This is a genomic window from Paramesorhizobium deserti (assembly GCF_001558695.1).
Lineage (GTDB): Bacteria > Pseudomonadota > Alphaproteobacteria > Rhizobiales > Rhizobiaceae > Paramesorhizobium > Paramesorhizobium deserti.
This window is the reverse complement of sequence record NZ_LNTU01000039.1, coordinates 218,812-245,614: the sequence shown is the minus strand read 5'-3', so window position 1 is coordinate 245,614 and position 26,803 is coordinate 218,812. Positions and strand designations below refer to the sequence as shown.

Genomic DNA, 26,803 nt, shown 5'->3' with positions numbered 1-26,803 from the left:
TTTTTAGACTTTCCCATATCATTTGCTCCGACTCAAATTCGAAATAATTGAGATATTATGCAAAATATGCAACATAGATGAGCATGCGACTAGAGTGGCTCGAAGACATCCTCGCTGTGGCGGAGACCGGCTCGTTCAGCGAGGCCGCAGAGCGGCGTCGTCTTACACAATCTGCATTCTCGCGACGCATTCAGCAGATCGAAGACTATGTCGGCGTTGAACTCTTTGACCGTCGGTGCAAGCCGGTGCACCTGCGCCCCACCACCGAGAATCAGCGTGAACAGATTGCGCAATTGATCAGCCTGTTGCGGCAACTGATTGTCGATCTGAAAAGGGGCGCGCAAACCTCCGCAAATCGCATCGTCTTGGCCAGTCAGCATGCGCTCACAGCCACCCTGACCCCCTCGCTCATAGAGAAAGCTCAGGCGTATCAACCGGATACGTTTGTGAAAATCCGCTCTGCAAATCTCGATGAATGCTTGGCGCTTCTTCTCTCACGACAGGTAGCCATTGCCATCCTCTATCGCCTGCCGGGTACCGATCATCCTGTCCGTCCGGATTTCGTCGAAACCGTGACAATCGGCACTGATCGACTAATTCCGACCATTGCCGCACGTCAGGTTGACTGGCTGAACCGTCATCTCATGCTGAACGAGTTGCCGTATGTCGCTTATCCAACGGAAGTATTTCTCGGTTGGGTCATGGAAAGATTGGTTTTGTCCCACCTCAGACAAGAGTTCCAACTCCAGCCAAAGGCTGAAACCGCACTGACCCTGGCTGCTCTGGAAATGGCGATGACAGGGATCGTCGTTGCTTGGTTACCGCTCTCATTGGTGCGGAGACGGATTGCGGATGGAACGCTGGTAGATTTGTCCGATCGATTGCCGGGCTGCGGGCTCGAGGTGACCGCAGTACGGCTTGTCGGTACTTCCGAAGCGTTGGAGCAATGGGTCTGGTCGCAAATTGCGCTCCTGCCCGCCCGGGATCAAATCAATAGCGAAGTGCAGTAGGCTACGCGAACGCGAATGTGGGAGCCGTATCGTCATATAGGACTACGCTCCCGCCATGGGGCGGGAGCGTAGAAGCATTGAAGCAGTTTACATCGCGATCTTGCCGCCGCCCTGCTTGGTGATGGCGACGACCGACGGGCGCGTCGGCATGTCGTCGCGGAAATCGGGCCAGCGGGTCGAGAGGTCCTCGTAATAGGACGGGCGGCCATGGCCTTCCCAGTCCTCGCCGCCATCGGCGGGATGCTGCACGGCGACAAAGGCCGTCTCGTCATCCCGCGCAAAGAGCGGGCCGCACATCTCGGCACCCACCGGCACGCGGAAGAAGAGCTTCGAGGTGGCGCGGGCTTCGCCCTGCGTGTCGACGGCCCAGAGCCCGTCGGTGCGCCCGGTCGCCTTGTTGCTGTTGCCGTCGGTAGACACCCAGAGGCGTCCGGCCGAGTCCACCGCGCAATTGTCCGGCATGCCGAACCAGCCGTTCTTGGTCGTCTCGGTCGAGAAGGTGGCGCCGACATCGGCGATCGAGGGATCGCCGCATTTCAAGAGCACTTCCCAGGTGCCCTTAGTGGCGGCGAAGTCGCCGTCTGCTTCCGTGATCTCGATGATGTGGCCGAAAGCGTTCTTGGCGCGCGGGTTGGCGGCATCCACCTGTTCGTCGGTGCGCTTGGTGTTGTTGGTCAGCATGACATAGACCTTGCCGGTGACGCCATTCGGCTCCACATCCTCGGGACGATCCATCTTGGTCGCGCCGAGCAAATCGGCGGAGCGGCGGGTCTCGATCAGCACGTCGGCCTGGCTCTGGAAGCCGTTCTCGGCGGTCAGCGGGCCCTCGCCGAAGACGAGCGGCAGCCATTCGACCGTGCCGTCCTCGGAGAACTTGGCGACATAGAGCGTACCCTCGTCGAGCAGGTTCATATTGGCGGCGCGATCGTCCGGGTTGAACTTGCCCGCCGTGACGAACTTATAGACATAGTCGAAGCGCTCGTCGTCGCCCATATAGAAGACGACACGGCCATCCTTGTTGACGATCGACTCCGCGCCTTCATGCTTGACGCGGCCAAGCGCCGTGCGCTTCTTCGGCACGGAATTGGGATCGAGCGCATCGACCTCGACCACCCAGCCGAAGCGGTTGGGTTCGTTCGGCTCCTTGGAGACGTCGAAGCGGTCGTAGAAATTCGCCCATTCGTAAGAGCCTTCGGGAATGCCCATGCGCTTGTAATTGGCAGCTTCGGGATGGCCTTCCGGCAACTCGCCGCTGAAATAGCCGTGAATGTTCTCTTCCGCCATGATATAGGTGTGCCACGGCGTCACGCCGCCGGCGCAATTGTTGACGGTGCCGAAAACCTTGGTGCCCGCCGGATCGGCTGTGGTCTTGAGCCGGTCGCTTCCGGCGGCAGGACCGGAAAGCTGCATCTCGGTATTGGAGGTGATGCGGCGGTTATAGCGGCTGTCGAGGACAGGTTTCCACTTGCCGTCGACCTTCTCGATCTCGACGATCGTGCCGCCATGGGCAGCCATCTCGACATCGACCTGCTCCTTGCTGAGCGGCTTCTGCACGACCTTGCCGTCGGCAATAGTGACGAGGCCGGGGAACATCAGATGAGGATTGGTGTACTCGTGGTTGACTACGAGCAGGCCGTGGGTAGCCGAGCCGTCGAGCGGGATATAGCCGACATAGTCGTTGTTATAGCCGAACTGCCTGGCTTGCGCCTCGGCCGTCTGCTTCAACGGATCGAACTGAGGCGCATCGGCGAAGAGCGGATCGCCCCAGCGCAAGAGCACATCGGCGTCATAGCCTTCCGCGACATGGTGCTTGGCGTCGACGCCGGCTTCCACTTCCTTGAACGAAAAGGCGGAGCCGCTATCGGCCTTGGCGTTTTCGGCGGTGAGGAGCGCCAGCGGGCTCACCGTCGCTGCGATGGCGGAAACCGCAAGCGAGCCCTGAAGAAAGCCGCGGCGCGAAAAGCGGGCGCTGATGATCTCTCCCATGGTCGGATTGTCGGTCGGGTTGCGCGGCGCGCCGTCGGCTTCTTCCAACTGGCTTGTCCTGAAAAGGGCTTGCTGTGAAAGGTGTTCGTTCATCTGGCTTTCCTCAGTTTGAAAACTGCTCCCGCATTTTAGAGCGTTTTCAAACTGTAGAAGCCGCGTGTAACACGCAGATGAAGCCTGGGGCCGTTTTCCACTCCCATCGCCTGTCACCGTTTGCCCTGCGGAGGATAGGAGTAAAGCGTTCCCGAGCGGTCTATATGGACGATCATGGCTTTCTCCGCGGCGTCCGCATCGCGCTGGCGAATGCAGCCGAGAATGGCGCGGTGCTCACGCAATGTTATCCCTTCCTTGCCCGTCCAGATCAGCATCTCGGTATGATATTCGAAGAGCCAGTTGAGCATGGATTCGCTCAGGGCCTCCAGCATCGGATTGCCGGACATGGCGGCGATCTTGCGATGAAAGGCGATGTCGTCGGCGATGAAGAGGCGCGGATCGCCGAAATGGCTTTCCTGACGCTTGAGGATTTCCTCCAGTTCGTCGATATCGGCGTCGCTCGCCCGTTCCGCGGCAAGCCGGACCAGCCCGCGCTCATAGAAACGGCGCGTATCCTTCAGATGATCGAGCGTTTCCGGCGTGGTCGACATCAGCGTCCGCGCCACCACGTCGATCTGCTTGAACATGGTACGGGCGTTGAGTTCGCTGACGCGGGCCCGCTCGCCATGCGACACCACGATCAGCCCCATATTGTGGAGCGCTTGCATTGCCTCGCGGATGGCGGGGCGCCCGACGCCGAACCGCTCCATCAGGTCCCGCTCGGAGGGCATCAAATTGCCCGGGCCGAACTCGCCGCTGGCGATCAGGTCGCGCAGGCGATCGAAGACCTCGTCGGAGAGCTTGCGCCGGACTATGCGTTCGTCATGCTGTGTCATTCGATCGACGGCCTCCAAAAAGAGAATCCGTTGGGAATCAATCCATATGGTTCAACCAATCATATAACCACTGGCCGGCGCGGCTTATAGCCCAATCCGCACCTCTTTCACCGGCGAAGCCGCATGCGCGCGACCGCATAGGGCGGCAGCAAAAGGCGACCTTCGGTGCAATCCTCCTCCGTATTGTCGAATGTCGCGCCGAAATTTCCGGCATGGAGCACCGATGCCGCGACCGGCGTGAAGCCGAGGCTGTCGCGGGTTTCCACCTGCTGCGCAGCCCGCGTGAGATTGGCGAGGAAGAGGGTGCGACTGCCATCGCCTTCATCGGCAGCCAGCGCCAGCGCGCGCGTCTCATCGGATGAACGGCATGATGCAACGGATTTACCCGACAGCCTGCACAATTCGCGGATGACCGCGTGGATCGGGAGCGGGCCGGATTGCCCGAGAATGCCGAGCGGGCCGGTCAGCGCGGCGGGAACGACGGAGGCGATATCGTGACAGGCAACGCGCGCGGCGTAGCCCAGCATCCAGGCGGCGGCGAACAGGCCCCGCTGCCGCGGGTCTCTCCGCGCCATGGTGATGCGCCGCCCGTCCGGATTGCCCATCGTGTGGGTGCCATAGGGGTTCTGCCGCATCGGGATGGAGCAGAGGCCGAGGCGATAGGTCTTGCCGTCACCGATGATGGCGCGCGCGGAACGGAAGATATCCGGCAGCGCCTCCAGCGTCTCCATGACGCTGATATCGTCGGCGGCATGGACGATCGGGTTGGTGCCGTGGGTGACGAAATCGAGAATCTCCACGGGCGGGCGCTTGCGGTTCAATTCCGTGAAATAGCTGAACATGCCACCGCCGAGCGGCATATCCGGGAAAGCACGGCGCGCGGCATTGTAGATCTCGCCAAGCGGAGGGCAGGGCGGCCATTCGCTTCCCGGCGGCGTCGACTGCCGGTCGACCGAGGGGCAGACGGCAAGTGCGGCGAGGTCTAGATTTGTGTCGCGCACCATCGCTGCAAGTTTTGAGAATTCTTCGATCAGATCGCCATCGCAGGCGACGACATATTCGAGCGTGGCCGGAACCTGGCTTTCCCGTTGCAATTTGGCGAATGCCTGTAGTTCTTTCTCACCATGTCCTGCCGTCGGGTCGAAATGCAGAAGCAAGAACTGCGGCGCGAGGGCTTGCAACATATCAATCTTTGCAGCCGTGGCGGCAAATTCATCTGGATCCACCAATAGCCCGATTTCGGGATGTTTTCGTGCGCCATCCACCTTGCTGATCTCGATCGTAACCGGCCCGTCGCGAGAAGGCGCGGCCTCGACACCGTTCCCCACCGTGATGCGCAAATCCACCGCCTGCCGATTCGGCTGGCCCGCCGGCATGACGTAAGGCCAGGGCAGGGCCAGCGGTCGGACATAGGTTTTGTAGGACGCGTCCGACCAGTTGCGCTGGTCCTCCATCTCGAACACGTCGCCCGCAAAAGTGCAGGTGGCCGTAATGCCTTGCGTCACGTCATGCGTCAGGGCGCGGATATCCTTGAAGGGCTGCCAGGACTCGATCAGATCGGGAAAGACTGTTTCTTGCCGGGACCCATCACTGTGCTCGACCATCGCCGGCTTGCCGGCGACGCCGACGATTGGATGCAAAACGCAGAAGCCGCAACGGTTTGTGGTGAAATCCTTGTCCGGCGTGGCAACGGCGTTGAAAACGAGATGTCCGTTGGAATGCCCTGAGATAACCGCCTCATAGGTGAGAACACCGCAACGCGCCTGATAGTGCACTGTGAAACGGCCCGGTTCCTCTTCGATGTTAAGTCCAGTGATCTCGGGCGTATAGGTGCCCCAGTTCTCGTCGCGCACCACATATGCGATGGCGCGCAGCACCTCATGGCCGCGAAAGCGGATATAGCGGAGGTTGCCGTCCACCAGTTCAGCGGTGAGGTCGCCGGCGCGAAGCGTGCTGAACCGCTGCGGCGGTTCCTCCGTGCCGTAAAGGGCATATGCTTCGCTCGGGCGATTGGACGTCATGCCATTCGCCTCACATCGATTGCTTTCTGGCTGTTGACCGCTGATTCATAGGCCGCGAAAACCAGCGCCATGGTCTTGAAATTATCGGCGCCGGATGTTTCCGGCTCGCGCCCGCCGGTCAGGCAATCGGCCCAGTGCTGCTCTATGTTGAACACGCTTTCCTGTATGTTGTGCCAGGGTCGGCTCGCCCAGCTCAAAAGCTTCGGTGAGACATCCCGCGTTTCCGTGCGGCCGTCGGCATGAATGGTCATCTGGTAGTTGGCGTTGAGACGCAGTGTTCCCTTCGCTCCGTCGATCTCGACAAGCGTCTGCGGGAAAAGCTCCTCCGGCAGATGCGTCGCATAGCTGCAATCGCAGATGCTGGTCGCGCCGCTCTCATGGCTCATCAGAATGGTGGCGACATCCTCGCCGCGAATGGCAGGGTTAACGCGTCTCGTCGTCGCGCTCAGATGCGCGACATCGCCGAACAGGAAACGGGCGATGTCGAGGATATGGATGCCGAGATCCTGGATGATGAAGCGCTCCTCGGTCGCCAGATAGGGCTGGCCGGAGAAGACGTCGTAAGCCGAGCGGAACGAGACCCGGCCCCAGAAGATATCGCCCAGCGTACCGGCATTGATGACCTCCCGCACGGCCCGGATCGGCGCCTGCCAGCGGAAGTTCTCATGCACCATGAGCGGTACGCCCGCCGTCTTGCACGCATCCACCATGGCGCGCGCATCCGCGAGCGTCTCCGCGAAGGGCTTCTGGCAGATGACGGCCACATTGGCCTTTGCCGCCAGTTCGACCAGCGGGCGATGGGTGGCGACGGTGGTGGCGATATCGACGAAATCGAGTTCCTCCTTCGCCAGCATCTCGGCCGCATCGGCATAGAGCCTGGTGATGCCGAACTTCTCGGCCGCCTCGCGAAGGCGCTTTTCGTCCCGGTCGCAGAGCGCGACGATCTCGACGCCTTCCACCGCCGCCCAAGCATGAAGGTGATTGTGAGCGAAGAAGCCGCAACCTATCAATCCGCCTTTCAATGTCTTGCCTACCATCGTCATCCTCCCATGGCCGCCTGCTGTTGCAGAGCGATGCGCTGCTGCATGCGGCGCTGGAACTGGTCGACCACGACGGCGGCGATGATGACAAGCCCCTTGATGACGATCTGCCAGAAGGAACTGACGCCCATCATCACGAGACCGTCGGAGAGAATGCCGATGACGAAGGCGCCGACGATCGTCCCGCCGATCCTGCCGCGTCCGCCGGACATGGACGTACCGCCGAGTACGGCAGCGGCGATGGCGTTCAATTCGAATGTCTCGCCGGTCGCCGGATGGGCGGCGACCAGTTCCGAAGAGATGATCAGCCCGACGATCGCCGCGCAGAAGCCGGAGAACATATAGACGAACATCTTGACCCGGTTGACGCGGACGCCCGAGAGAGCCGCCGCCCGCTCATTGCCCCCTACGGCGTATATCTGGCGGCCGAGCGGCGTGCGTTGGGCGAGATAAGCCGCGCAGAAGCCCACCACGATCAGGAGCCAGATCGAGATCGGCATGCCGAGCAATGTGCCTGAGCCGAGGATCGGAAAGCCTGTCGTGCCGAGTTCCGGATTGCCCACCAGGTTGGGGAAGGTGCGTCCGCCGGACGAAAGCAGCGCCAGGCCGCGGGCGACATAGAGAACACCGAGCGTCGCGATGAACGGCGCGACATTGAGCCGGGTGATGAGCAGGCCGTTGATTGCACCGATGGCAACACCGAGCAGCAATGTGATTGCAATGATTTCAATCACATTGAAGTAGACGGTATAGCCGATGCCGAGGTCAAGCCCGTTGAGGATCAGCCCGCCCGCGACCATACCGGAGAGGCCGACGATCGAGCCGACGGAAAGGTCGATCCCCCCGGTGATGATGACGAAGGTCATGCCGATGGCGAGGAACGCATTCAGCGCCACATGCTTCGACATGATGACGAGATTGGCGGTGGAGAGGAAATTCGGCGCGGCGAAGGAAAAGAAGATGATGACGGCGAAGAGCGCGATGAAGGTGCGCAGATGCAGGAGCATCATCAGAACCGACGCGGAATTCGGGGCGGTGGCCGGTCTGGCTAGCGTGGCGCTCATGGGTGAAGCTCCGTGGTTATAGGGCGAGGCAAGCGATTCCTGTTTTGATGAAGCCGCTTGGAGAATGTCATTCCGAACCCTGGTCGCGACTGAAAGGGTGAGGCATGGATCCCAGTGACAAGCACTGGGATGACGGGGTGGAGGTAGCTTTGCCCTACCGAAAAACGCCCTGCAGGCGAGAAGGTTGGAGATGGTTGGCCAACAACCAAACCGCCGTCATCCCAGTGCTTGTCACTGGGATCCATGCCTCGACGGTGCCGTGGCCGCTTCATGGAAATATGAAAACCCGCCGTTTCCATTTAAGCGTGAACCCCTTCGGAATGTACCTCATGGCCGATGCTGGAAGCGGCGACGACGGCCTCTTCGGTGGCCTCAGCGCGGTCGAATTCGCCGGTAACCCGGCCCTTGGACATGACGATGATACGGTCCGACAGCGCCATCACCTCCTCGAGGTCTGAGGTAACGAACAGGATGCCCAGCCCGTCGGCCGCGAGCTTGCGCATGGTACGGAAGACCTCCGCTTTGGCCCCGACATCGATGCCGCGGCTTGGCTCGTCCATCAGCAACACTTTCGGCCCGGTCATCAGCGCCTTGCCGATCACCACCTTCTGCTGGTTGCCGCCCGAAAGTGACGCCACCTCGTGATCCGGGCTGGCGATCTTGATGGCGAGGTCGCGGACGAAGCGCTGGACCGCCGAGCGCTCCTTGGCGCGGTCGATATGGATGCCGCGCACATAATTCCGAAGGCTTGCGAGGGTCATGTTGTCGCTGATCGACATGATCTGCACCAGCCCCTCGGCCTTACGGTCCTCGGGGATCAGCGCCAGCCCGCCGGCGATCCTCGCCGCCACGTCGGCCTTGGCCAGTTCATTGCCGGCGATGAACACCTTGCCGCCGGCACCCCGATAGCGGCCCATGATGCAGTCAAAGAGTTCGGTGCGCCCCGCGCCCATCAGCCCGTAAATGCCGACGATCTCCCCCGCGTTCAGCGCCAGGGAAACATGATCGACCGTGTAGCCGCCGCCCTGGCGGGCGAGCGTGATATCCTCGGCGCGGAAGATCTCACCGCCGGTCACATGGTCGCCGGCCTTGGCATAATCTTTCGAGGCCGCGCCGATCATGCTGCGGACGATCCACGGAACGTCGACATCCTTCATCGAGCGAGAACCGGTGATGTTGCCGTCGCGCAGCACGGTAATGTAATCGCCGATCCGTACCAGTTCCTCCAGCCGGTGCGAGATATAGACGATGGCGACGCCCTGGGCTTTAAGCTCGTTGATGACGCGGAACAGGATTTCCACTTCCGCCGCGCTGAGCGCCGAAGTGGGCTCGTCCATGATCAGGATACGCGCGTCCTGCGACAGCGTCTTGGCGATCTCGACGATCTGCTGCTGTCCGATACGCAGATTCCCGACGAGAGCGTCGGGCGGAATGTCGTGTTCCAGCCGCCGCATCAGCTTTCGCGTTTCCTCGCGCATCGTGGCCGTGTCGATATCGAAGCCGAGCCGGCAGCGCTCGCGGGTGATGAAGATGTTCTCCGCCACCGTCATGTTGGGAAAGAGGTTCAGCTCCTGGAAGACAATGCCGATGCCGTGGCGGATCGCGTCTTTCGTGCTGGCAAGACGAACAGGCTCGCCATCGAGCAGGATTTCGCCTTCGCTTGGGCTTTCGACGCCGGCGATGATTTTCATCAGCGTCGATTTCCCCGCTCCGTTTTCACCAACCAGCACGTTGACGGCGCCCTTGCGCACGTCGAAATCGACCGCTTTCAGCGCGATCGTGCCGGGATAGACCTTGGTCACCTTGCGGACGCTGAGGACGGTATCATGCGCGGGCTCGCTCATTGTGCGCCTCCGCTCAATGTGACCTCAACGGGGGTAACGACGATTTCCTGTCCCTTGGGCGGCAGGGTGAAGGCGCCGGCTGCCAAGATCTGCTTGCCGACGAGATCGTCGCGCGGCAGCTTCGAGAGATTGTTGTCGTAGACATATTTGTTCAGCGACCGGCCGACATTGGCGTATTCGATCTGGTTCTTGAAGGCGCTGAACGGGATGAAGGGCAGAACATCGCGCAAGCTGGTGCCCTTGAAGACCGGACCAACCTGGACCTTCGCATCGGCTTTGCTATCGCCATCGGTGTCGACCGAGACGAACGCGGCGCGCGACTTGGTGTTGGCGTCAATGATCGTGCCTTCGATGCGAACGGGGAAGCTCCACGGCGTCTGAACCGGATTCTCGCTGTGGCCGTACTTCCTGCCTGCGGCCTGCGGGTCCGTCGCGATCGCCGTCCGGACCTCGTTGAAATCATGCGCATTGTCGCGGAAATAGGGTGCGATCTTTTCCTGATAGATGCCGGCGATGAATTCATCGGCGTTGAAGCCGGCATTGTCGAAGAAGATCTCGACGCCGTTGTCCGCCTTCTTGGCCGGCGGCTCGTTCTTCTTGATCTTGCAGCCGCCCGTCGCCAGCAGGATGGCGGTCATCGAGACAGCGACGAGTATTTTCATGGATGCGTTCATTCGCAAGTTCCCCGACTTCGCCCCTCACCCTCTCCCTCTCCCCGTGAAGGACGGGGAGAGGGGGGGCATGAACGTTGCCACCTCTTCCTTCTCCCCGCGTGCGGGGAAAACGTGCCGGCAGGCGGATGAGGGGCATTCACACACAGACCCGATAGTTCGGATCAATCCGTCAGCGCGAAGGTCTCGAGCTTGCCGGCGTTCTCCGGGGTGATGAGGACGCAATCCATCAACTGCTTCTCGTCCTCGCCGGTGGAGCCGGTCTTGAGGTACTTGTCGGCCTGCTCGACGGCGAGTTCCGCCTGGCGATAGGCCGGCTGAAGCACGGTCGCCTTGATGCCGCCCTGGAGGATGGAGTCGCGCACGTCGTTGCTGCCGTCGAAGCCGACGACGATGACGTCGGTGCGCTTCGCCGCCGTCAGCGCGGCCCAGGCACCCATGGCCATGGTGTCGTTGCCGGAGATCACGCCCTTGATATCGGGATTGGCCTGCAGGATCGATTCCATCTTGGCGAAGGCTTCCGTCTGGCTCCAGTTGGCGGATTGGCGCGATACCATCTTCATATCAGGATATTGGTCGATGACATCGTGATAGCCCTTGGAGCGGATGCCGGCATTGATATCCGCCTCGCGGCCGACGAGTTCGACATAATTGCCTTCCTCGCCCATCAGTTCGACGAATTTTTCCGCACCCAGCGTCGCGCCCTGATAATTGTTGGAGACGATCTGCGCGACGGCGATGCCGGTGGCGTTGATCTCCCGGTCGATCAGGAAGGACGGGATTTTCGCGTCCTTGGCCTTCTGCACGGCGGCGACCGAAGCGTCCGATCCCGCATTGTCGAGGATGATCGCCTTGGCGCCGCGCGCGATCGCGGTGTCGACCAGCTGGTTCTGCTTGTTGGCGTCGTCGTCATGGACCAGCACGATGGTCTCGTAGCCGAGCGCCTCGGCCTTGGCTTTCGCCCCCTCGGCCTCGGCCTTGAAGAACGGGTTGTCATGCGACGGCGTGATGATCGCGATCAGGTCCGCCGCACTGGCGGTGACCGGCGACAGACCAAGCGTAACCGCAGTTATGCCTGCAAGCAGCATTTTCGTGAAAACAGTCATGATTTTCCTCCCAGAATTGACCGATTTTCCCTGGATTCTATGCGTGGTTTTCACCCTTTTTCACGTTTGCATCCGGTTCGGCATGACCTTGTCAGGTGATGCGGCGGATGCTTTCCGCGATTTCCGCCGGCTCGAACACATCAAGCCAGTCGGGGCGCATCAGGCGCGGCTTGCCGTTTTCGATCGCCTTGTTGCAGGCATCGGAGAAAACGCCGTCGATCTCTCCCATGACGACGGCGGCAAGGATGTTCATGTGGCCGAGCAGGAAATCCCGCGCGGCGACCCGGTCGACGCCGCGGCGGATGACCTCCTCCATCGCCTCACGCATCACCACGAGAAGGGTGGCGCAGACGGTCTCGGAAAGGCCCGGCTCCAGCATCGCCATCTGTTCGACGGTGACCCGGTGCGAGCGCAAGATCGGCTTGTAGATCGTCTTGGCGACTTCCTCGCCCAGCGCAAAATCTTCCTCCGGCCCCTGCATCAAGGCGCTGACGATCGACTGTGCCGCCGCCACGCCGCCGAAATGATCGCGCCGCGCTTTCACCTCCGTCTCGTCGTTGAAGATGGGCGGATGGCAGGGATGCGTGACGAAATAGGTGATGTCGTCTCGCTCCGGCAGATGGCCGGCGAAAGGAGCGGCTGCATCGAGCGCAATGACCATCGTCCCGGGCTCGAGCTTGTCGATGATCGCGCGGGAAACCGCGCCAATGGCGGTGTCGGGCACGGCGAGAACGACTGCCTTTGCGCCGGCCAGCGCCTCGTCGGTTGCAACGCAATCGACGCCGAGCGCGTCCTTCAGCCTCTTCCGGCCGGCTTCGCTGATCTCGACATGCGCGACGTCGAAGCGCGAGCCTTTCAGATTGGTCGCAAGGCGCACACCCATTTTTCCACCGGCGCCAAGCAATGCGATTTTCATGGAATTCCTCCCGTCTTTGTTGCGGCGAATATGTCCAGCAATTATCATGATGTCAACTGGTATAATGAGTTGATCTGATGATATTTGACCTGATAGATATCGGCGAAATGAAAACAGTCGCCCGGGAGGAACTGACGCCATGAGCAGGCTCTATGCAAAAAGCCATCCGATCTCTGTTGGGGTACCGGGTGCCTTCCGCTCGAGGCTGGCATGACTGCACCGCTCCTGAGCTATTACGGCGACGATTTCACCGGCTCGACCGATGTCATGGAGGCGCTGAGCAGCAACGGCGTCGAAACGGTGCTGTTCACTGAGCAGCCGGATGAGGCTTGGCTGAAACGGTTTTCCCATGCCCGGGCCATCGGGTTTGCCGGTTACAGTCGCAGCAAGCCGCCAGCCTGGATGGATGCCGGGCTCCCCGCGATATTCCGCTGGCTCGCCGGCCTTGGTGCGCCGATCTGCCATTATAAGGTGTGCTCCACCTTCGACAGCGCGCCGCATCAGGGTTCCATCGGGAGGGCCTTGGAGGTCGGCCTGGAAAGCTTCGGCCAGAACGTCGCGCCCATTGTCGTCGGCGCGCATCAGCTCGGCCGCTACACCTTCTTCGGTCAATTGTTCGCCCGCTTCGGCGAGGAGGTCTTCCGCATCGACCGCCACCCGGTGATGAGCCGCCACCCGGCGACGCCGATGGGGGAGGCGGATCTGCGTCTTCATTTGTCTTATCAAACCAGCCTTCCAATCGGCCTCGTTGATCTGCCCTCTATCCATAATGGCGCGGCAAGTGAAAAGCTTGATGCGGTCTTCGGTACATCGGCCCGCGCGGTTCTCATCGACGTGGCAGATAGTTCGAGCCAGAAGCGCGTGGGGCAGATGCTGTGGAACGAACGCCACCGTCTCGGGCCGTTCGTCGTGGGGTCGTCGGGTGTCGAATATGCGCTGATCGAGGCATGGCGCGAGGCGGGCATCGTCGGGTCTGCGAAACCCTATGAGCCGCTCGATCCGGCGGCCCGCATCGCCGTCGTCTCGGGCAGTTGCTCGCCGACCACGGAGCGGCAGATCCGCCATGCTGTAGTAAACGGTTTCGCGCCGATCGAGGTGGATTACGTCGCGCTTGCCTCTGGGCAGGGGGGTGACCAGGCGGAGGCGGTGGCTTTGGCAAGGGCGTCGGAGGTGCTGCAGGGTGGCGCCAGCCCGGTGCTTTACACGGCGCTCGGTCCTGTCCATGCATCAGAGAATGCCGGCAAGCCCATTCTCGACAACGACCGAGTCGGGCAAAGGCTTGGGGCCATGCTTGAGAGGTTGGCCAGCGAACAGGGATTGAACCGCGTCATCGTCGCGGGCGGCGATACGTCGAGCCATGCGCTTGATGCGCTTGGCGTGGCGGCACTCACCTTGCGCCACCCCATCCCGCAATCGCCCGGTTCTCCTGTCTGTCTCGCTCATTTTGCCGATGGCAACCGGCAATTCGAAATCGTGCTGAAAGGCGGGCAGGTGGGGAAGGATGATTTCTTCGTGGCGGTAAGGGACGGAGATATTTAGCGCTTTTGTTTGGTGAAAACGCCAGGCACCCCCCTCTGGCCGGCAGGCCAGAGGGGGGTGAGAAGCCGAACGTTAACGAGAACTGCTCTGGATAACTATTTATCGCTCCAGGTCATTGTCATCGAATAATAGGTTAAATCCGTCAGGCAATAGGCGAGGGGACCGTTTCCGTCTGATCCGCCATCAGCCATTAGGTTCCAGACCTGGGCCTGGGTGGCTTCACTCGGGCCGACGGCCATCTCCATGTAGCGGTCGCTGTTGTCATAGGTGATGACCACCCCGATATCGTTCCCATAGGTAGAGCCGACATGGACCTGTTTTCCGGGCTGGAGCATATATGGGCTCCCCGAGGTCACATCATCGAAGATGAGCTCCATGTCGTCGAAGTTCGGATCCCGGTCGATCTTGATGGCGCTCCTGGCCTTGTTGATCATCAGTATGGTGTTGTTGAAATCGGCTTTGCTGTTTGCCATGGCTTCTCTCCTGTAAATTAGCTCGTCACACGCAACACTTCATCACTCGCCGTGCCAGATCATCGTCATCGAGAGGGCTGTCTGATCCTCCACATCATAGGTGAGACCGCTTCCATCGTCCCCGCTGTCGCTGACGACCGTCCAGACCTTCGAATCCGTGACATCACTCGGCCCCACGGCGATTTCCAGGAAGCGGGCGTCGTTGATGCCCACACCCATATCCGTCGCATAGGCGAGATAGTCCGGTGGATAGCCGGCGCCGACGTGAACCTGCTTTCCTGGCTCCAGCATGTATGGGCCGGTTGACGGGTCCGGCCACACCACACCATCGAAGACCAGCCGCATATCGTCGAAATTGGGATCCTTATCGATCCCGATCACGGCCTTGGATTTGTTCACCATGAGAACGGTGTTGTCGTATTTGGTATTGGTTGCCATGCTTCCTCCTTTTGGGGCCAGTTCGGATCGGCGCCCATCTGCCTGTGCCATCCGTTCTGCGTGAACAGTTTCACGATCAACGGAAGACGGCAACTGTGCGTTGAAGATGCAGTTAAATCTCTATTTTACGGGTATATGATAGAGGACTGCGGATGAGACTCGCGGTCCGCGTCTGTAACGGTCCTTCGATCCCGACATTTGCTCGGGAGCTTGCCCCCAAGGCCCGCTTTCGGCGCCATGGTTAAAAACCGATTCAATCTTTATTGATAATTTACCCTTAGCACTTGCTGAAAGGGGGCCGACGCCGTCGAGTCTCGCGAGTCTCTTAATTGCGTAAGGTATTCATGCGTTTCTCGGGCGTGTCGGCCATTGTCTTCGGTTGCATGGTTCTGGTCGGTTGCACGTCCACCGGCGCGGGTGTGGACGAGATTCTGGCAAAACCATCGCTTGAGACGACAAGCTCCATCGTCAAGCCGGGAAACGTGGTGCCGCCGGGCGAGATCGGGACGGCCGCTTCGAGCGAAGCGCAGCCGGAAGAGATGACGGCATTGGCGCCGTCGGCTCCGATACCCGATGCAATGGTGCCCATGGCCAGGATGCCGGAAACGCGTACGCCTGCGGCCGAGCCGGTCGCTCTCGTGGTGCCGTCCAAGCCGCCGGCCCGAACATTCGAGCGAGGGCAGGTTTACCGGCATCGTTTCCGCGACGCCAAGCCCATCAATTTCGGACGGGTCTCGCCGAGATCCCTTGCCGTGCACGGCGTCGACGTTTCCCGCTGGCAGGGCGAGATAGACTGGGCGAAGTTGCGCTCGCAGGGCGCGAACTTCGTCTATATCAAGGCCACCGACGGCGGCGATCATCTCGATCCGATGTTCAGGAAGAACTGGCGTCAGGCCGGCGAGGCCGGATTGCGCCGGGGCGCCTATCATTTCTTCTACTGGTGCCGGGTTGCCAGCGAGCAGGCGGACTGGTTCATCCGCAATGTCCCGAAGGTGCCGGGCGCCCTGCCGCCGGTCATCGATGTGGAATGGAACGGTGAATCCCGCTGCAAGCAGCGCCTGCCGCGCAAGAAAGTCCTGGAGAAGATGCAGGTCTTCATGGACAGGCTGGAGCGGCATTACGGCCAGCGCCCGATCATCTACACCGCGCCGGACTTCTACCGCGACAACCTGAAGGGCGAATTCCGGGATTATCCCTTCTGGCTGCGCTCCGTGGCCGCGCATCCCTCCAAGGTCTATCCCGGCAGGGAATGGGTATTCTGGCAATATTCAGGCTCCGGCCTTTCGCATGGCGTCGATGGCAGGATCGATCTCAACGCCTTCCACGGCACCGAGGATCAATGGCACAGATGGGTGGCGGCAAACGCGCGGTGATCGCACACGCGCGGCATTGGCTTTTTCCCATTTCGGGGCCAGAGCGGTTCCTGTTTTGATGGAAATGCCATTGGTCTGCTGGTCAGAGGGGGCATGTAGCGCCAACGTTTCCGCCTAGCCGGGCTCCGTAGCGCGAGCGCCCTTTTTCAACGGCCTGCTAGGGAGATGTTGTTCGGCATGAATGGGCTGGCGACAAAGCTAACTGCTATAATATATCAGAATAAGCATTAAATAACTCAATAGTAATCATCCGCTTACCCAAGGCCAAAATCGTGTTATATTCTGCCATGATTGAAACAGATCAATGGCATCAAAGAAAGATGCATCGACAATTATTTTGTAGATGCGAGCATATTCTCGGTGATAAATATTATTTAAGGTGAAGATGGAGCGTATCATGGCTTGGAGTGGAGAAACAGTCGGAAAGGTTACGGTCCTCAACGGCCTAACGGATGGAACGGGAAATGCTTATATTACAATACATGAGACCAATGGAACCACACGAAACTGGCAATTTGCTGACGCTACATTCGGCCTTGGACAGTCATTTTCCCTAGATATACTTTGGGATTCGCTTCTGAATGGAACTGAAATCACCATAGATGGCTACCAATATGGAAATGTTCCTGATTCTTTTTGGATCAGTTCAGTTAAGAAATCGAACAATTGATGGAATCTTTCATAAAACACAGTGCCGACTCATATTTATATACGCCATCGCGCTTCCGAGCATGTATGATTTCAGGTAGGATGGGAAACACCATGATTTGGCAGGGAAAAGTTACTGGTAAAGTTACTGGAATCGTCGGCATGACCGATGGAACACATAGAACTTATGTTTCATTTCTTGAGACTAATGGCACGAACAGGGATTGGGAAATTAAAGATACTAAAATAAGTCTTGGTGTAGCAATTACTTTAAATATACTTTGGGATTCCCTAGTGAATAAAATTCAAATTAATATGACTGGCTACTCAGATGATGAATCCATGGGAACTGTTTGGTGGATCACATCAGCAACAACGTGGGTTACAGGAAGCTATAGATAAAAAAACAAAATATTAGAACTTAGTTTTGAGTTATTTCTTTCTTTACACAAGAAAAGGAGTTTAAAGTGAACTCAAACTCAATCGTGTATTCAGGATGGGTATCGGGGATATTCGCATCTGTAAATGAACAAAATAATACGCAAATAGCATTTCTTTCAGCGAGTGGAGGAAAGGTATTAAATATATTACATAACACTTTTTCTGTTGGTACAGATCTGGCGGAGAGAATAATATGGTATTCGTTCCTAAATGTTACCATAATCTTTCCCGGTTTTACAGAGAATTCCCAAACAAAATCCCTTGATGGAGTAACACTACCTAAGTCCGCAATAAGCTTAAACGCGCCGACTCTGATCAGCAGAGACGTTCCTCAATTTGACGAACCTTCTGAGGGATTCAGTATTATCCTATGCACGGTTGCCGCGATCAAAGGCGAGACCAGTAGTTCTCGGACCGCAACGATTTCAGTCATAAAAGACGGCGATAGCATCACGACGGATTTCAAGTTCGTCAGTCCCGACTTCAACGTAGGATCATCGTTTGCTAGAGTGATACTGGATTGGGCTCTTCAGAATAGGTCAAAGAAGGTGAGACTTTATGCACATCAAGTCAACGACGATTGGGTTATAGATGCCGTAAAAGTCCAAAACATGGGCGCAAACTGACGGATCAGGATCATCATCCCTTGTCGCGAGGCCGGAATCCGCATTTGCGACATTTGGCTTATGTTGATCATTGCGCTTTCTTTTCCGCGTTGCATTCCTTAGATAAAATTGAAGTGCTTTAAATCCCGCGGCGTTTCCTGGGCTCGAGCAGGGAATATCCGCTAAAGGCTCAATGCCTGGCGCAGCTCGATATCGTCGCTGGACCGGTAGTTCAGATCCGCTTCCAGGTGATCGATATGATGCTGGGTGAGCGCAACCGCCCTTGCAGCATCCCTGGCGGCGATCGCATCGACGATCTCGACATGATCGTCATGTCCGCAGCTTGAAGCGCCGGACTGTCCATAGAGCGCGATCACCAGGCATGAGCGGGCGATGAGCTCGCTCATGAAACGCTGCACGATGAGATTTCCGGCGATCGAGGCCAGAAGCAGGTGGAAATCGCCGGAGGCGCGTATCTCCATGCGGCGCGCGCTCAGACCCCGCTGGCTCATCGCCTCGTTCTCATGCTGCAGATGCTTTCTGAGATGGGCGAGATCGTCATTGCTGGCCTGCTTGATCGCATCCATCGTGATGCCGGGCTCGACCAGCCGCCGCGCATCGAAGATTTGCCGCGCCTCTTCGGGGGAGGGCTTTGCGACGAAGGCGCCCCGATTGCGCTCGATGCGCACTAGGCCGAGAAAGCTCAGTTCTTGAAGCGCTGTTCGGACAATGGTCCGGCTGACATCGAACAACGAGCCGATTTCTGCTTCCACGAGTTTCATGCCCGGCGGCAGGCGACGCTCGACGATGGCATCCTGCAGCGCTTCGCTGATCACGACAGCGCGCTCGGCTTCCTTCGCGGCGTTTCCCCGGGTTTTGATCGCTGTGGTTTCCAAATCAGACCCTGCTTTCCTGCTTCGCCTTCTAGCTCAAATCGTAGCGTAAGGCACGGAGATTTTGAATGCAGAGCTGAATAGAGATTGCATACAATTTTGCCTGTAATCCTGAACAAACGGCCTAGATTTTGTGCAGTGTGGAATCAGCGGGGATATCGTTCCCGGAAGCTGACGGAAAATAACCGGCGATATCAAGGGGGTGTCGAGGGCGAGCGCGATTGGCACGCATTATGCTTTGTTTATCGTGAACATGGAGCCCCGGATGCAAGCTGCCGAAATCGATATCGTTTCCGTTACGAAGAAATATGGTTCGGCGACGGCTGTCGACGGGATCAGCCTGAAGATCCCGGCCGGGGCCTACTGCTGTCTGCTCGGCCCTTCGGGCTGCGGCAAGAGCTCGACGCTGCGGATGATCGCCGGCCATGAGACGATTTCCGATGGCGATATCCGTCTGGGCGGCAAGGTGGTGACGGACTTTCCGCCGGCTAGGCGCAGCACGGCGATGATGTTCCAGTCCTATGCGCTGTTTCCCCATATGGACCTTATCGACAATGTCGCGTTCAGCCTGAAGATGAAGGGCGTCGAAAAGGGCGAGCGCCGCGCTAGGGCGCTCGAAATGCTGAAACTGATGCAGATGGAGGCTTATGCAACCAGGCGTCCGGCGCAGCTTTCCGGCGGGCAGCAGCAGCGCGTGGCGTTAGCCCGTGCGCTCATCACCGATCCGGAAGCCCTGCTTCTCGACGAGCCTTTATCCGCGCTCGATCCCTTCCTGAAGATACGCATGCGCGCCGAACTGAAGCGGCTGCAGAAGAGCCTCGGCATCACCTTCGTTCATGTCACCCACAGCCAGGATGAGGCGATGGCGCTCGCCGATCTGATCGTGGTGATGAACGATGGCAGGATCGAGCAGGCGGCAGCGCCGCGCGAGGTGTTCGAGCGACCGGCAACCGCCTTCGTCGCTCGCTTCATGGGCGATCACAATGTGGTTTCCGGCCGGGTCACCGGTCATGGGGACGGGCTGGTGACCTTCGAGGTTCCGGGCGGCCAGACGCTGGTGGCAAGCGGCAGGGCGATGGAGGCGGGCAGGGCCGTCGATGTCGGGATCCGCACCGACCGTGTGCGCATCGGCGCGGCGGAGAGCCAGGGCTTTGGCTTCACCGCGATCGTCTCCAACATCGAATATCAGGGCGCCTCGGTGAAGCTCTCCGTCACGGGAGCGGGCATCGAGGATTTCACCGTGATCACCGACGACGCGGCGTTCTTCGCCAGCCCAGTCATCGTCGGCGAAGCCATTCCGCTGTCTTGGGCGGCAGGGGACGCATCAATCCTCGGCGCGCTCGATTCATGACCATCGACAACCAGTCCGCAAACACAAGCAAGGGGAACAGGACATGACGAAGAAAACCGAAATGAACAGCGCCGGCATCAGCCGCCGCACATTGCTGAAGACGGGCGCTGCGGCGGCGGGTCTCGCCGCAGGCTCCGGGATCATCACCGGCTTCCCGACGATCTGGGCGCAAAACCCGATCACGCTGCGCCAGTTCGGCACCGGCGTTTCCAACATCAATGCCATCGCCGACAAGTGCAAGGAAGATCTCGGCATCACGCTGGAGATGACGGCGACGGATTCCGACGCCGCCGCGCAGCGCGCCGTTACCCAGCCGGATAGCTACGACATCGCCGATATCGAATACTGGATCGCCAAGAAGGTGTTTCCGTCGGGCGTGATGCAGCCGATGGACGTCTCGAAGATCAAATATTTCGACAAGATCGTGCCGTTGTTCATCAACGGGAAGCTGACGCCCGATAGCGTGATCGCGCAGGGCACGGCGCCGCACACGGTCGGTTTCGTCGAAGCGGCTGATGCCAAGGCCTTCGCCAAGGAGCCGACCAACTGGATGACGCTGATCCCGACGATCTACAATGCCGACACGCTCGGCATCCGTCCCGATCTCGTCGGCCGCGACATCACCAGCTGGGCCGATATCATGGACCCGGCCTTCAAGGGCAAGACGGCGATCCTCAACATCCCGTCCATCGGCATCATGGACGCCGCCATGATCATGGAGGCGATGGGCAACATCAAATATGCCGACAAGGGCAACATGACCAAGGAAGAGATCGACAAGACCATCGATTTCATGATCAAGGCCAAGCAGGACGGCCAGTTCCGCGCCTTCTGGAAGTCCTTCGACGAAAGCGTCAACCTGATGGCTTCGGGCGAGGTGGTGATCCAGTCCATGTGGTCGCCGGCCGTGGCGGCGGTTCGCTCGAAGGGCATCGCCTGCAAATATCAGCCGCTGAAGGAGGGCTATCGCGCCTGGGGCGGCGGCCTCGGCATGGCCAGGCATCTGGAAGGCGCAAAGCTCGATGCGGCCTATGAATATATCAATTGGTATCTCTCGGGCTGGGTCGGCGCCTATCTCAACCGCCAGGGCTATTATTCGGCGGCGATGGAAACGGCCAAGGAATTCATGTCGCCCGACGAATGGGGCTACTGGGTCGAGGGCAAGCCGGCCCAGGGCGATATCCTCTCGCCGGAAGGCAAGATCATGGAGAAGGCAGGCGCGGTGCGCGACGGCGGCTCGTTCGAGGAGCGCATGGGCAAGGTCGCCTGCTGGAATTCCGTGATGGACGAGGACCGCTACATGGTCCGTCGCTGGAACGAATTTATTGCGGCTTAGCGGCAATAAGGCTCTCACCCTTACCCTCTCTCCGCGTGCGGGGAGAGCGGCCGGCAGGGATAGCGGTGGCCTTGATGTCCGGCCGCTGCTGGAATGGCGAGGATCCATTCCGGAACGATCCAAGCGGAAAACCGCTTCGCCGTTCCGGTATCATGCCCAATGTTTCCATCTTGAAATGAACCGCTCCAGGTTCAAAGGCACGGAGATCATGAATTGACCGCAGCCATCGTGGAAGACGAAGCACAGATGGAAAAACCGGCCAAGCCCGCCGCCGAAAGACTCGGCCGGCTTGCGGCTGCTGCCGCCTCCTATCTGCAGGCGCTGCCGCTGACCTTGATCCTCGGCTTCTTCTTCGTCCTGCCGATCCTCACCATCATCATCGTCAGCTTCTGGGATTATGATTTCGCCGGCATCTATCCCGATTTCATGACCATGAATTATACCGACACGCTCGGCTCATGGGTCACCTGGAAGACCTATCTGAACACGCTCAGATATGCGGCCATCGTCTGGGTGCTGACGCTGGTGATCGGCTTCTGCGTTGCCTATTTCCTCGCTTTCCATGTGCGCACCGCCGCCATGCAGATGGTGCTGTTCCTCGTCTGTACGGTGCCCTTCCTCACCTCCAACATCATCCGCATGATCTCCTGGATTCCGGTCTTGGGCAGGAACGGCCTCGTCAATTCGACGCTGGTTCAGGCGGGCATCATCCCCGCGCCAATCGAATGGCTGCTCTATTCGGATTTCGCCGTGGTGCTGGCGATGGTGCATCTCTATACGCTCTTCATGGTGACGCCGATCTTCAACACGCTGATGCGGATCGACCGGTCGCTCATCGAGGCCGCGCGGGACGCAGGCGCCTCCGGCTGGCAGACGCTATGGAATGTCATCATCCCGCTGGCAAAACCCGGCATGGCGATTGGCACCATCTTCGTCGTCACGCTGGTGATGGCCGATTTCTCCACCGTGCAGGTCATGTCCGGCGGGCAGAGCGCTTCCGTCGCGCTGATGATGAAGAACCAGATGTCGCTCCTGCAATATCCGGCAGCCGCCGCCAATGCCGTGGTGCTGCTCATCCTCGTTCTTCTGATGGTCGCCGGCATCCTGCGCGTCGTCGATATCCGCAAGGAGCTCTGAGATGCATCACGAGAAACGCAGCCTCGGCTTCTACATCCTCGCCGCCTTCTTCGCGCTCTTCGTCCTGTTCCTCTATGGGCCTCTCTCGGCGATCCTCATCCTATCCTTCCAAGGGCCGGATGGCGGGCTGACCTTCCCGCTGAACGGCGTTTCGCTCCATTGGTTCGGCAATCTTTTCGAGCGGCAGGCCGTCGGGGATTTCGGTGCGTCCTTCACGCGCTCGCTCTCACTCGGCCTGATGGTGATGGTAGTGACGGTCGTCGTCTCGCTACTGGCAGGGCTTGCCTTCCGGCGCCGGTTCAAGGGCGCGTCGGCGCTGTTCTATCTGAGCGTCGCAAGCCTCGTCGTGCCGTCGATCATCGTCAGCCTCGGCATCGGCGTCGTCTTCCAGCAGCTAGGCCTCAGGCCCGCGTGGTATTCCTCGGCCTTCGGCGCACATCTGACCTGGACGCTGCCTTTCGGCGTCCTGATCATGTTCGCCGTCTTCAACCGCTTTTCGCCGGCTTACGAGGAGGCCGCGCGCGACCTCGGCGCAAGCTCGTGGCAGACTTTCCGTCATGTGCTTTTGCCGATGATCGCGCCGAGTCTGATCGGCGTCGGCCTGTTCGGCTTCTCGCTTTCCTACGATGAATTCGCCCGCACGCTGATGACGGCGGGAACCTACAATACCCTGCCGCTCGAGATCTACGGCATGACCACCAATGTCACGACGCCGGTGCTCTATGCGCTCGGCACGGTGACGACGCTCTTCTCCTTCACCATCATCCTTCTGGCGCTGGCGGTCATCATGATCCTGCGTCGTCGCAGCGCCCGCATGGGTTAGGACTTTCATTTTGCGCATTCTCCTCATCAATCCCAATACCACTGCCAGCATGACGGAAACGATCCGCAGGGCCGCCATCGGCGTGGCGGGTCGCGATACGGAGGTCGAGGCCGTCACGTCGCTGATGGGGCCCGTCTCGATCGAAGGCTATTACGACGAGGCGCTTGCAGTGCCCGGACTTCTGGAGCGGCTTGCCGATGGTGAGAGCCGTGGCGCGCAAGCGGCCATCATCGCCTGTTTCGATGATACCGGCCTCGACGCGGCGCGGGCGATCGCCGGAATTCCCGTTATTGGCATTTGCGAGGCGGCGCTGACGGCGGCATCCCTTATTGCTCAGCGCTATACCGTCGTCACCACATTGGAGCGCTCCCGCATTCCGATCGAGGCGCTGGTCCGCCGCTATGGCGCGGAGGGCCGGGCAAAGGTGCGCGCGGCCGATATCCCTGTTCTGTCGCTGGAGGATGCGGCTTCCGGCGCGATCGACCGCCTCAAGCGGGAGATCGATCGCGCCATCACCGACGACCGGGCGGAGGCGATCGTGCTTGGCTGCGCCGGCATGGCCGATCTCGCTCGCGCCCTGCAGGCGGAATACGGCCTGCCGGTTGTCGACGGCGTCAGCGCCGCCGTCAAGCAGGCCGAAATGCTGGTGGCGCTGGGGCTTTCAACCAGCAAACGCGGCGCCTATGCGACACCGGGCACCAAAATCTACAAGGGCGCGCTCGCGCGGTTCGCGCCGGGCGGTTGATGACCGGTTAGAGTCTTTCAGGTAGAATGGATACGCTGGCGGAACAATGCTTTGTCCTGCCGTCATTCTCGGGCTTGTCCCGGGAATCTGCCATAAAGAAAAAGATAAGCGATTACCGTCCTTACAGATTAAGCTGCGGTAGATTCTCGGGACAAGCCCGAGAATGACGGCGAGAGGGACGCGGTTTGTAGCCCTTCAACTCCCCTATTAAACGTCGTTCAGGCGAAGTTTGCGATTGGCCATCAGACAGTGGCCACGTGGCTGCGGTTGCTTCCTGGCCGCAGCAATTTCTTTTCGGCGAACGGTTGCAAGACAGCGATCAGGCCGTTGAAGCGGTAAAGGTTCGTCTGACTGCCGCTGGCGCCTCTCTGCACAAACCTTCCCTATTGCGTTTTGTTATTTCATAACATAGCGAGATGTTATAACAAAAAGTTAACGATTCACGGTGGGAAGGGGCGTCGATGCGCGACCGGTTGTTGCGGAATTTTTCTATTCTTGTAGCTATTGCGGCCTCCGGACCAACCGGCGCTTATGCTCAGACGCCTGAACACGGTACGATATTGCTCGAACCCATCGTCGTTACGGCTACCTCGGGCGAACGATTCCTGAAGGATGCGCCGGCAAGCGTCACGGTCGTCAGCGGCGAAGAGTTGCGTGAGCGGCCGGTGCATGACCTCGCCCAGGCGATCGAGGGCACGCCCGGGGTCCAACTCACGGGCATCGGACTTGGTCGCCGCGGCATCTCGATCCGTGGCATGCTGCCGGAACAGACTCTGGTGCTGGTGGACGGCATGCGCGTCAGCAATTCGGCTTCGGCCATCGCCCACTCGGATTATGAGCTGGGATGGGTGCCACCCGAAGCGATCGAGCGGATCGAGGTGGTTCGCGGGCCGATGTCCTCGCTTTACGGCTCGGAGGCTCTGGGCGGCGTGGTCAATATCATCACACGGCAGGCGACCGACAAATGGCGCGGCTCGGTCTCGACCTTCGGTTCGCTGACGGAGCATGGCCGGGGCGGCGACGGCTATAATGTCAGCGGCTATGCCGGCGGTCCAATCGTTCCAGGTATTTTGGGCCTTAATATCTGGGGCCAGTACCGCGGCCGCGAGGAACTGGTTTCTCCGCAAGATCCAAGGCTGTCCTCCCTGGGCGATGAGGACGCCTTTACGGGCAACGCGACACTGACCTGGACGCCGGATGCGCAGCAGCGCATCGATCTTTCCTACGGCGCGGGGTATGAGGAACGCTGGCGCAATACGCAAGGCGCCGGACGTTTCCCCACTTTCTACCGCTCTGACGACGATATCCGACGGCAGCGTATCTCGCTGTCGCATGAGGGCAATTGGGATTGGGGCACAAGCCGGGTTCGCATCTACAGCTCCATGCTGGAGCGTGAGAACGAGCGCAGCGACGGCGCGCCGGTCTCCGGTCCGCAGAAATTCACCGATACGGTCGGCGATGCCCATGCCAGCTTCTCGCCCTTCGAGAACCATAAGGTGACGATCGGTGGCGAGGTCCGCCGGGAACGGCTTGACGATCCCACCGTCAACGACACAGGACAGGCCGAGCAGACGCATTTTGCCGCCTTCATTCAGGATGAAATCCTCTTGGGCGATCAATGGGAGCTCGTGGCCAGCAGCCGCTTCGATCATCACGATGCGTTCGGCTGGCATGCGAGCCCGCGGGCCTATCTTCTCTACCATGTCAACGATGCGCTTACCTTCAAGGGCGGTGTGGGCGCGGGTTTCAAGGCGCCGACCTTGAAGCAGCTTTCGCCCGAATACGAGGCCATTGCCGGCGGCGGCCGTTTCACCATCGTCGGCAATCCTGATCTTGAACCGGAGACGAATCTCTCCTTCGAGGCCGGTTTCGAGTATCAACAGGGCATCTGGTCGGCCCGGGCCATGGCATTCCAGAACAATGTCGACAATCTCATCCAGGCGGTCTGCGTCACTCGCTGCGCCGGTGCTCCCGGCGCGATCTGGTCCTATGAGAATGTCGATGAGGCGCGCATTCGCGGCGTCGAGATCGGCGGCGGCGTCGAACTGCCGTGGGACATGCGGCTCGACGCCAATTACACCTGGCTCGACGCAATCGATAAAACAACCGGCGAACGCCTGCCCGACCGCTCCCGCCACGCCGCCAACGCGACGGTGAGCTGGGAACCGGTGGAGAAGCTGAAGACCTCGCTGCGCGTCAACTATATCGGCTCGCAGAAGACGACGACGGCGTCGGGTCGCCAGCCGGCCTATACGCTGATCTCGGTCTATGGCGATTATGCCTTGAACGACCATGCCAGCCTCCAACTCGGCATCGAGAATATCGGGGACATCAGGCTTGCCGACGAGTCCGGTGATTACGCTTTCGCGGATGAGGGCAGGCGGTATTTTATCGGTATGCGGGCGAAGTTCTGA

23 protein-coding genes are annotated in these 26,803 nt (G+C 59.7%); 11 read left to right on the top strand and 12 right to left on the bottom strand.

Translation table 11 applies throughout. The annotated features are described in order from the left end of the window. Nucleotides 1-77 precede the first annotated feature (77 nt). Nucleotides 78-1,010, top strand: a complete 933-nt coding sequence (locus ATN84_RS23720) for a LysR family transcriptional regulator (RefSeq protein WP_068884969.1) — start codon at nucleotides 78-80, stop codon at nucleotides 1,008-1,010. 87 nt (nucleotides 1,011-1,097) lie between these two features. Here the strand turns inward: ATN84_RS23720 and ATN84_RS23715 are convergent, their stop codons facing one another. The 9 genes from ATN84_RS23715 to ATN84_RS23675 all read right to left on the bottom strand — a co-directional run bounded on the left by ATN84_RS23715 (nucleotide 1,098) and on the right by ATN84_RS23675 (nucleotide 12,587). Continuing rightward, the gene (locus tag ATN84_RS23715; RefSeq protein WP_068884968.1) at nucleotides 1,098-3,089 is read right to left on the bottom strand and encodes a PhoX family protein; all 1,992 of its coding nucleotides are present in this window, start codon (nucleotides 3,087-3,089) and stop codon (nucleotides 1,098-1,100) included. A 113-nt stretch (nucleotides 3,090-3,202) separates the two neighbouring features. After that, the gene (locus ATN84_RS23710) at nucleotides 3,203-3,925 is read right to left on the bottom strand and encodes a transcriptional regulator NanR (RefSeq protein WP_068884967.1); all 723 of its coding nucleotides are present in this window, start codon (nucleotides 3,923-3,925) and stop codon (nucleotides 3,203-3,205) included. A 107-nt stretch (nucleotides 3,926-4,032) separates the two neighbouring features. Beyond that, complete coding sequence (apnL, locus tag ATN84_RS23705) at nucleotides 4,033-5,946, bottom strand: D-apionate lactonase (protein ID WP_068884966.1); 1,914 nt, start codon at nucleotides 5,944-5,946, stop codon at nucleotides 4,033-4,035. Further along, a complete protein-coding gene (locus tag ATN84_RS23700) occupies nucleotides 5,943-6,983 on the bottom strand; it encodes a Gfo/Idh/MocA family protein (RefSeq protein WP_068884965.1) in 1,041 nt (346 codons plus the stop codon). The genes apnL and ATN84_RS23700 overlap by 4 nt, the downstream gene beginning before the upstream one ends. 2 nt (nucleotides 6,984-6,985) lie before the next feature. Next, nucleotides 6,986-8,050: an ABC transporter permease gene (locus tag ATN84_RS23695; RefSeq protein WP_068884964.1), complete on the bottom strand. Its 1,065-nt coding sequence runs from the start codon at nucleotides 8,048-8,050 to the stop codon at nucleotides 6,986-6,988. A 299-nt stretch (nucleotides 8,051-8,349) separates the two neighbouring features. Next, the gene (locus ATN84_RS23690) at nucleotides 8,350-9,894 is read right to left on the bottom strand and encodes a sugar ABC transporter ATP-binding protein (RefSeq protein ID WP_068884963.1); all 1,545 of its coding nucleotides are present in this window, start codon (nucleotides 9,892-9,894) and stop codon (nucleotides 8,350-8,352) included. Then, nucleotides 9,891-10,568: a DUF2291 family protein gene (locus ATN84_RS23685; protein WP_068884962.1), complete on the bottom strand. Its 678-nt coding sequence runs from the start codon at nucleotides 10,566-10,568 to the stop codon at nucleotides 9,891-9,893. The genes ATN84_RS23690 and ATN84_RS23685 overlap by 4 nt, the downstream gene beginning before the upstream one ends. 161 nt (nucleotides 10,569-10,729) lie before the next feature. Continuing rightward, a complete protein-coding gene (locus ATN84_RS23680; protein ID WP_244491196.1) occupies nucleotides 10,730-11,653 on the bottom strand; it encodes a D-ribose ABC transporter substrate-binding protein in 924 nt (307 codons plus the stop codon). Nucleotides 11,654-11,762: 109 nt separating this feature from the next. Next, complete coding sequence (locus ATN84_RS23675; RefSeq protein WP_068884960.1) at nucleotides 11,763-12,587, bottom strand: phosphogluconate dehydrogenase C-terminal domain-containing protein; 825 nt, start codon at nucleotides 12,585-12,587, stop codon at nucleotides 11,763-11,765. Nucleotides 12,588-12,797: 210 nt separating this feature from the next. Here ATN84_RS23675 and ATN84_RS23670 point away from each other — a divergent pair, with 210 nt between their 5' ends. Then, on the top strand, nucleotides 12,798-14,126 hold the full coding sequence (locus ATN84_RS23670) for a four-carbon acid sugar kinase family protein (RefSeq protein WP_068884959.1): 1,329 nt from the start codon (nucleotides 12,798-12,800) through the stop codon (nucleotides 14,124-14,126). A 95-nt stretch (nucleotides 14,127-14,221) separates the two neighbouring features. Here ATN84_RS23670 and ATN84_RS23665 read toward each other — a convergent pair whose 3' ends face one another. Further along, entirely contained in the window at nucleotides 14,222-14,599 is a 378-nt protein-coding gene (locus tag ATN84_RS23665; RefSeq protein ID WP_068884958.1) for a hypothetical protein, read from the bottom strand. A 42-nt stretch (nucleotides 14,600-14,641) separates the two neighbouring features. Next, entirely contained in the window at nucleotides 14,642-15,037 is a 396-nt protein-coding gene (locus tag ATN84_RS23660) for a hypothetical protein (RefSeq protein WP_068884957.1), read from the bottom strand. Nucleotides 15,038-15,381: 344 nt separating this feature from the next. Between ATN84_RS23660 and ATN84_RS23655 the strand changes: the two genes are divergently transcribed. From ATN84_RS23655 to ATN84_RS27105, 3 genes are all read left to right on the top strand, one after another. Then, nucleotides 15,382-16,410 (top strand): glycoside hydrolase family 25 protein, encoded by a 1,029-nt coding sequence (locus ATN84_RS23655; RefSeq protein ID WP_068884956.1) that lies wholly within the window; start codon nucleotides 15,382-15,384, stop codon nucleotides 16,408-16,410. Between the two features lie 397 nt (nucleotides 16,411-16,807). Continuing rightward, nucleotides 16,808-17,080 (top strand): hypothetical protein, encoded by a 273-nt coding sequence (locus ATN84_RS27110; protein ID WP_153020362.1) that lies wholly within the window; start codon nucleotides 16,808-16,810, stop codon nucleotides 17,078-17,080. Between the two features lie 92 nt (nucleotides 17,081-17,172). Then, entirely contained in the window at nucleotides 17,173-17,460 is a 288-nt protein-coding gene (locus tag ATN84_RS27105) for a hypothetical protein (protein WP_153020361.1), read from the top strand. A gap of 826 nt (nucleotides 17,461-18,286) precedes the next feature. Here the strand turns inward: ATN84_RS27105 and ATN84_RS23650 are convergent. Beyond that, entirely contained in the window at nucleotides 18,287-19,000 is a 714-nt protein-coding gene (locus tag ATN84_RS23650; RefSeq protein ID WP_068884955.1) for a GntR family transcriptional regulator, read from the bottom strand. Between the two features lie 262 nt (nucleotides 19,001-19,262). Here ATN84_RS23650 and ATN84_RS23645 point away from each other — a divergent pair, with 262 nt between their 5' ends. The 6 genes from ATN84_RS23645 (at nucleotide 19,263) to ATN84_RS23620 (ending at nucleotide 26,803) form a co-directional block, all read left to right on the top strand. Continuing rightward, nucleotides 19,263-20,348 carry an ABC transporter ATP-binding protein gene (locus ATN84_RS23645; RefSeq protein ID WP_068885039.1) on the top strand — a complete coding sequence of 362 codons (1,086 nt, stop codon included), beginning with the start codon at nucleotides 19,263-19,265 and terminating at the stop codon, nucleotides 20,346-20,348. Between the two features lie 43 nt (nucleotides 20,349-20,391). Then, complete coding sequence (locus ATN84_RS23640) at nucleotides 20,392-21,684, top strand: ABC transporter substrate-binding protein (protein WP_068884954.1); 1,293 nt, start codon at nucleotides 20,392-20,394, stop codon at nucleotides 21,682-21,684. Nucleotides 21,685-21,930: 246 nt separating this feature from the next. Beyond that, nucleotides 21,931-22,821, top strand: coding sequence for an ABC transporter permease (locus tag ATN84_RS23635; protein ID WP_068885038.1), 891 nt, complete (start codon nucleotides 21,931-21,933; stop codon nucleotides 22,819-22,821). A gap of 1 nt (nucleotide 22,822) precedes the next feature. Next, entirely contained in the window at nucleotides 22,823-23,644 is an 822-nt protein-coding gene (locus ATN84_RS23630; protein ID WP_068884953.1) for an ABC transporter permease, read from the top strand. Nucleotides 23,645-23,654: 10 nt separating this feature from the next. Then, the gene (locus tag ATN84_RS23625; protein ID WP_068884952.1) at nucleotides 23,655-24,389 is read left to right on the top strand and encodes an aspartate/glutamate racemase family protein; all 735 of its coding nucleotides are present in this window, start codon (nucleotides 23,655-23,657) and stop codon (nucleotides 24,387-24,389) included. A 560-nt stretch (nucleotides 24,390-24,949) separates the two neighbouring features. Continuing rightward, on the top strand, nucleotides 24,950-26,803 hold the full coding sequence (locus ATN84_RS23620; RefSeq protein ID WP_201026436.1) for a TonB-dependent receptor domain-containing protein: 1,854 nt from the start codon (nucleotides 24,950-24,952) through the stop codon (nucleotides 26,801-26,803).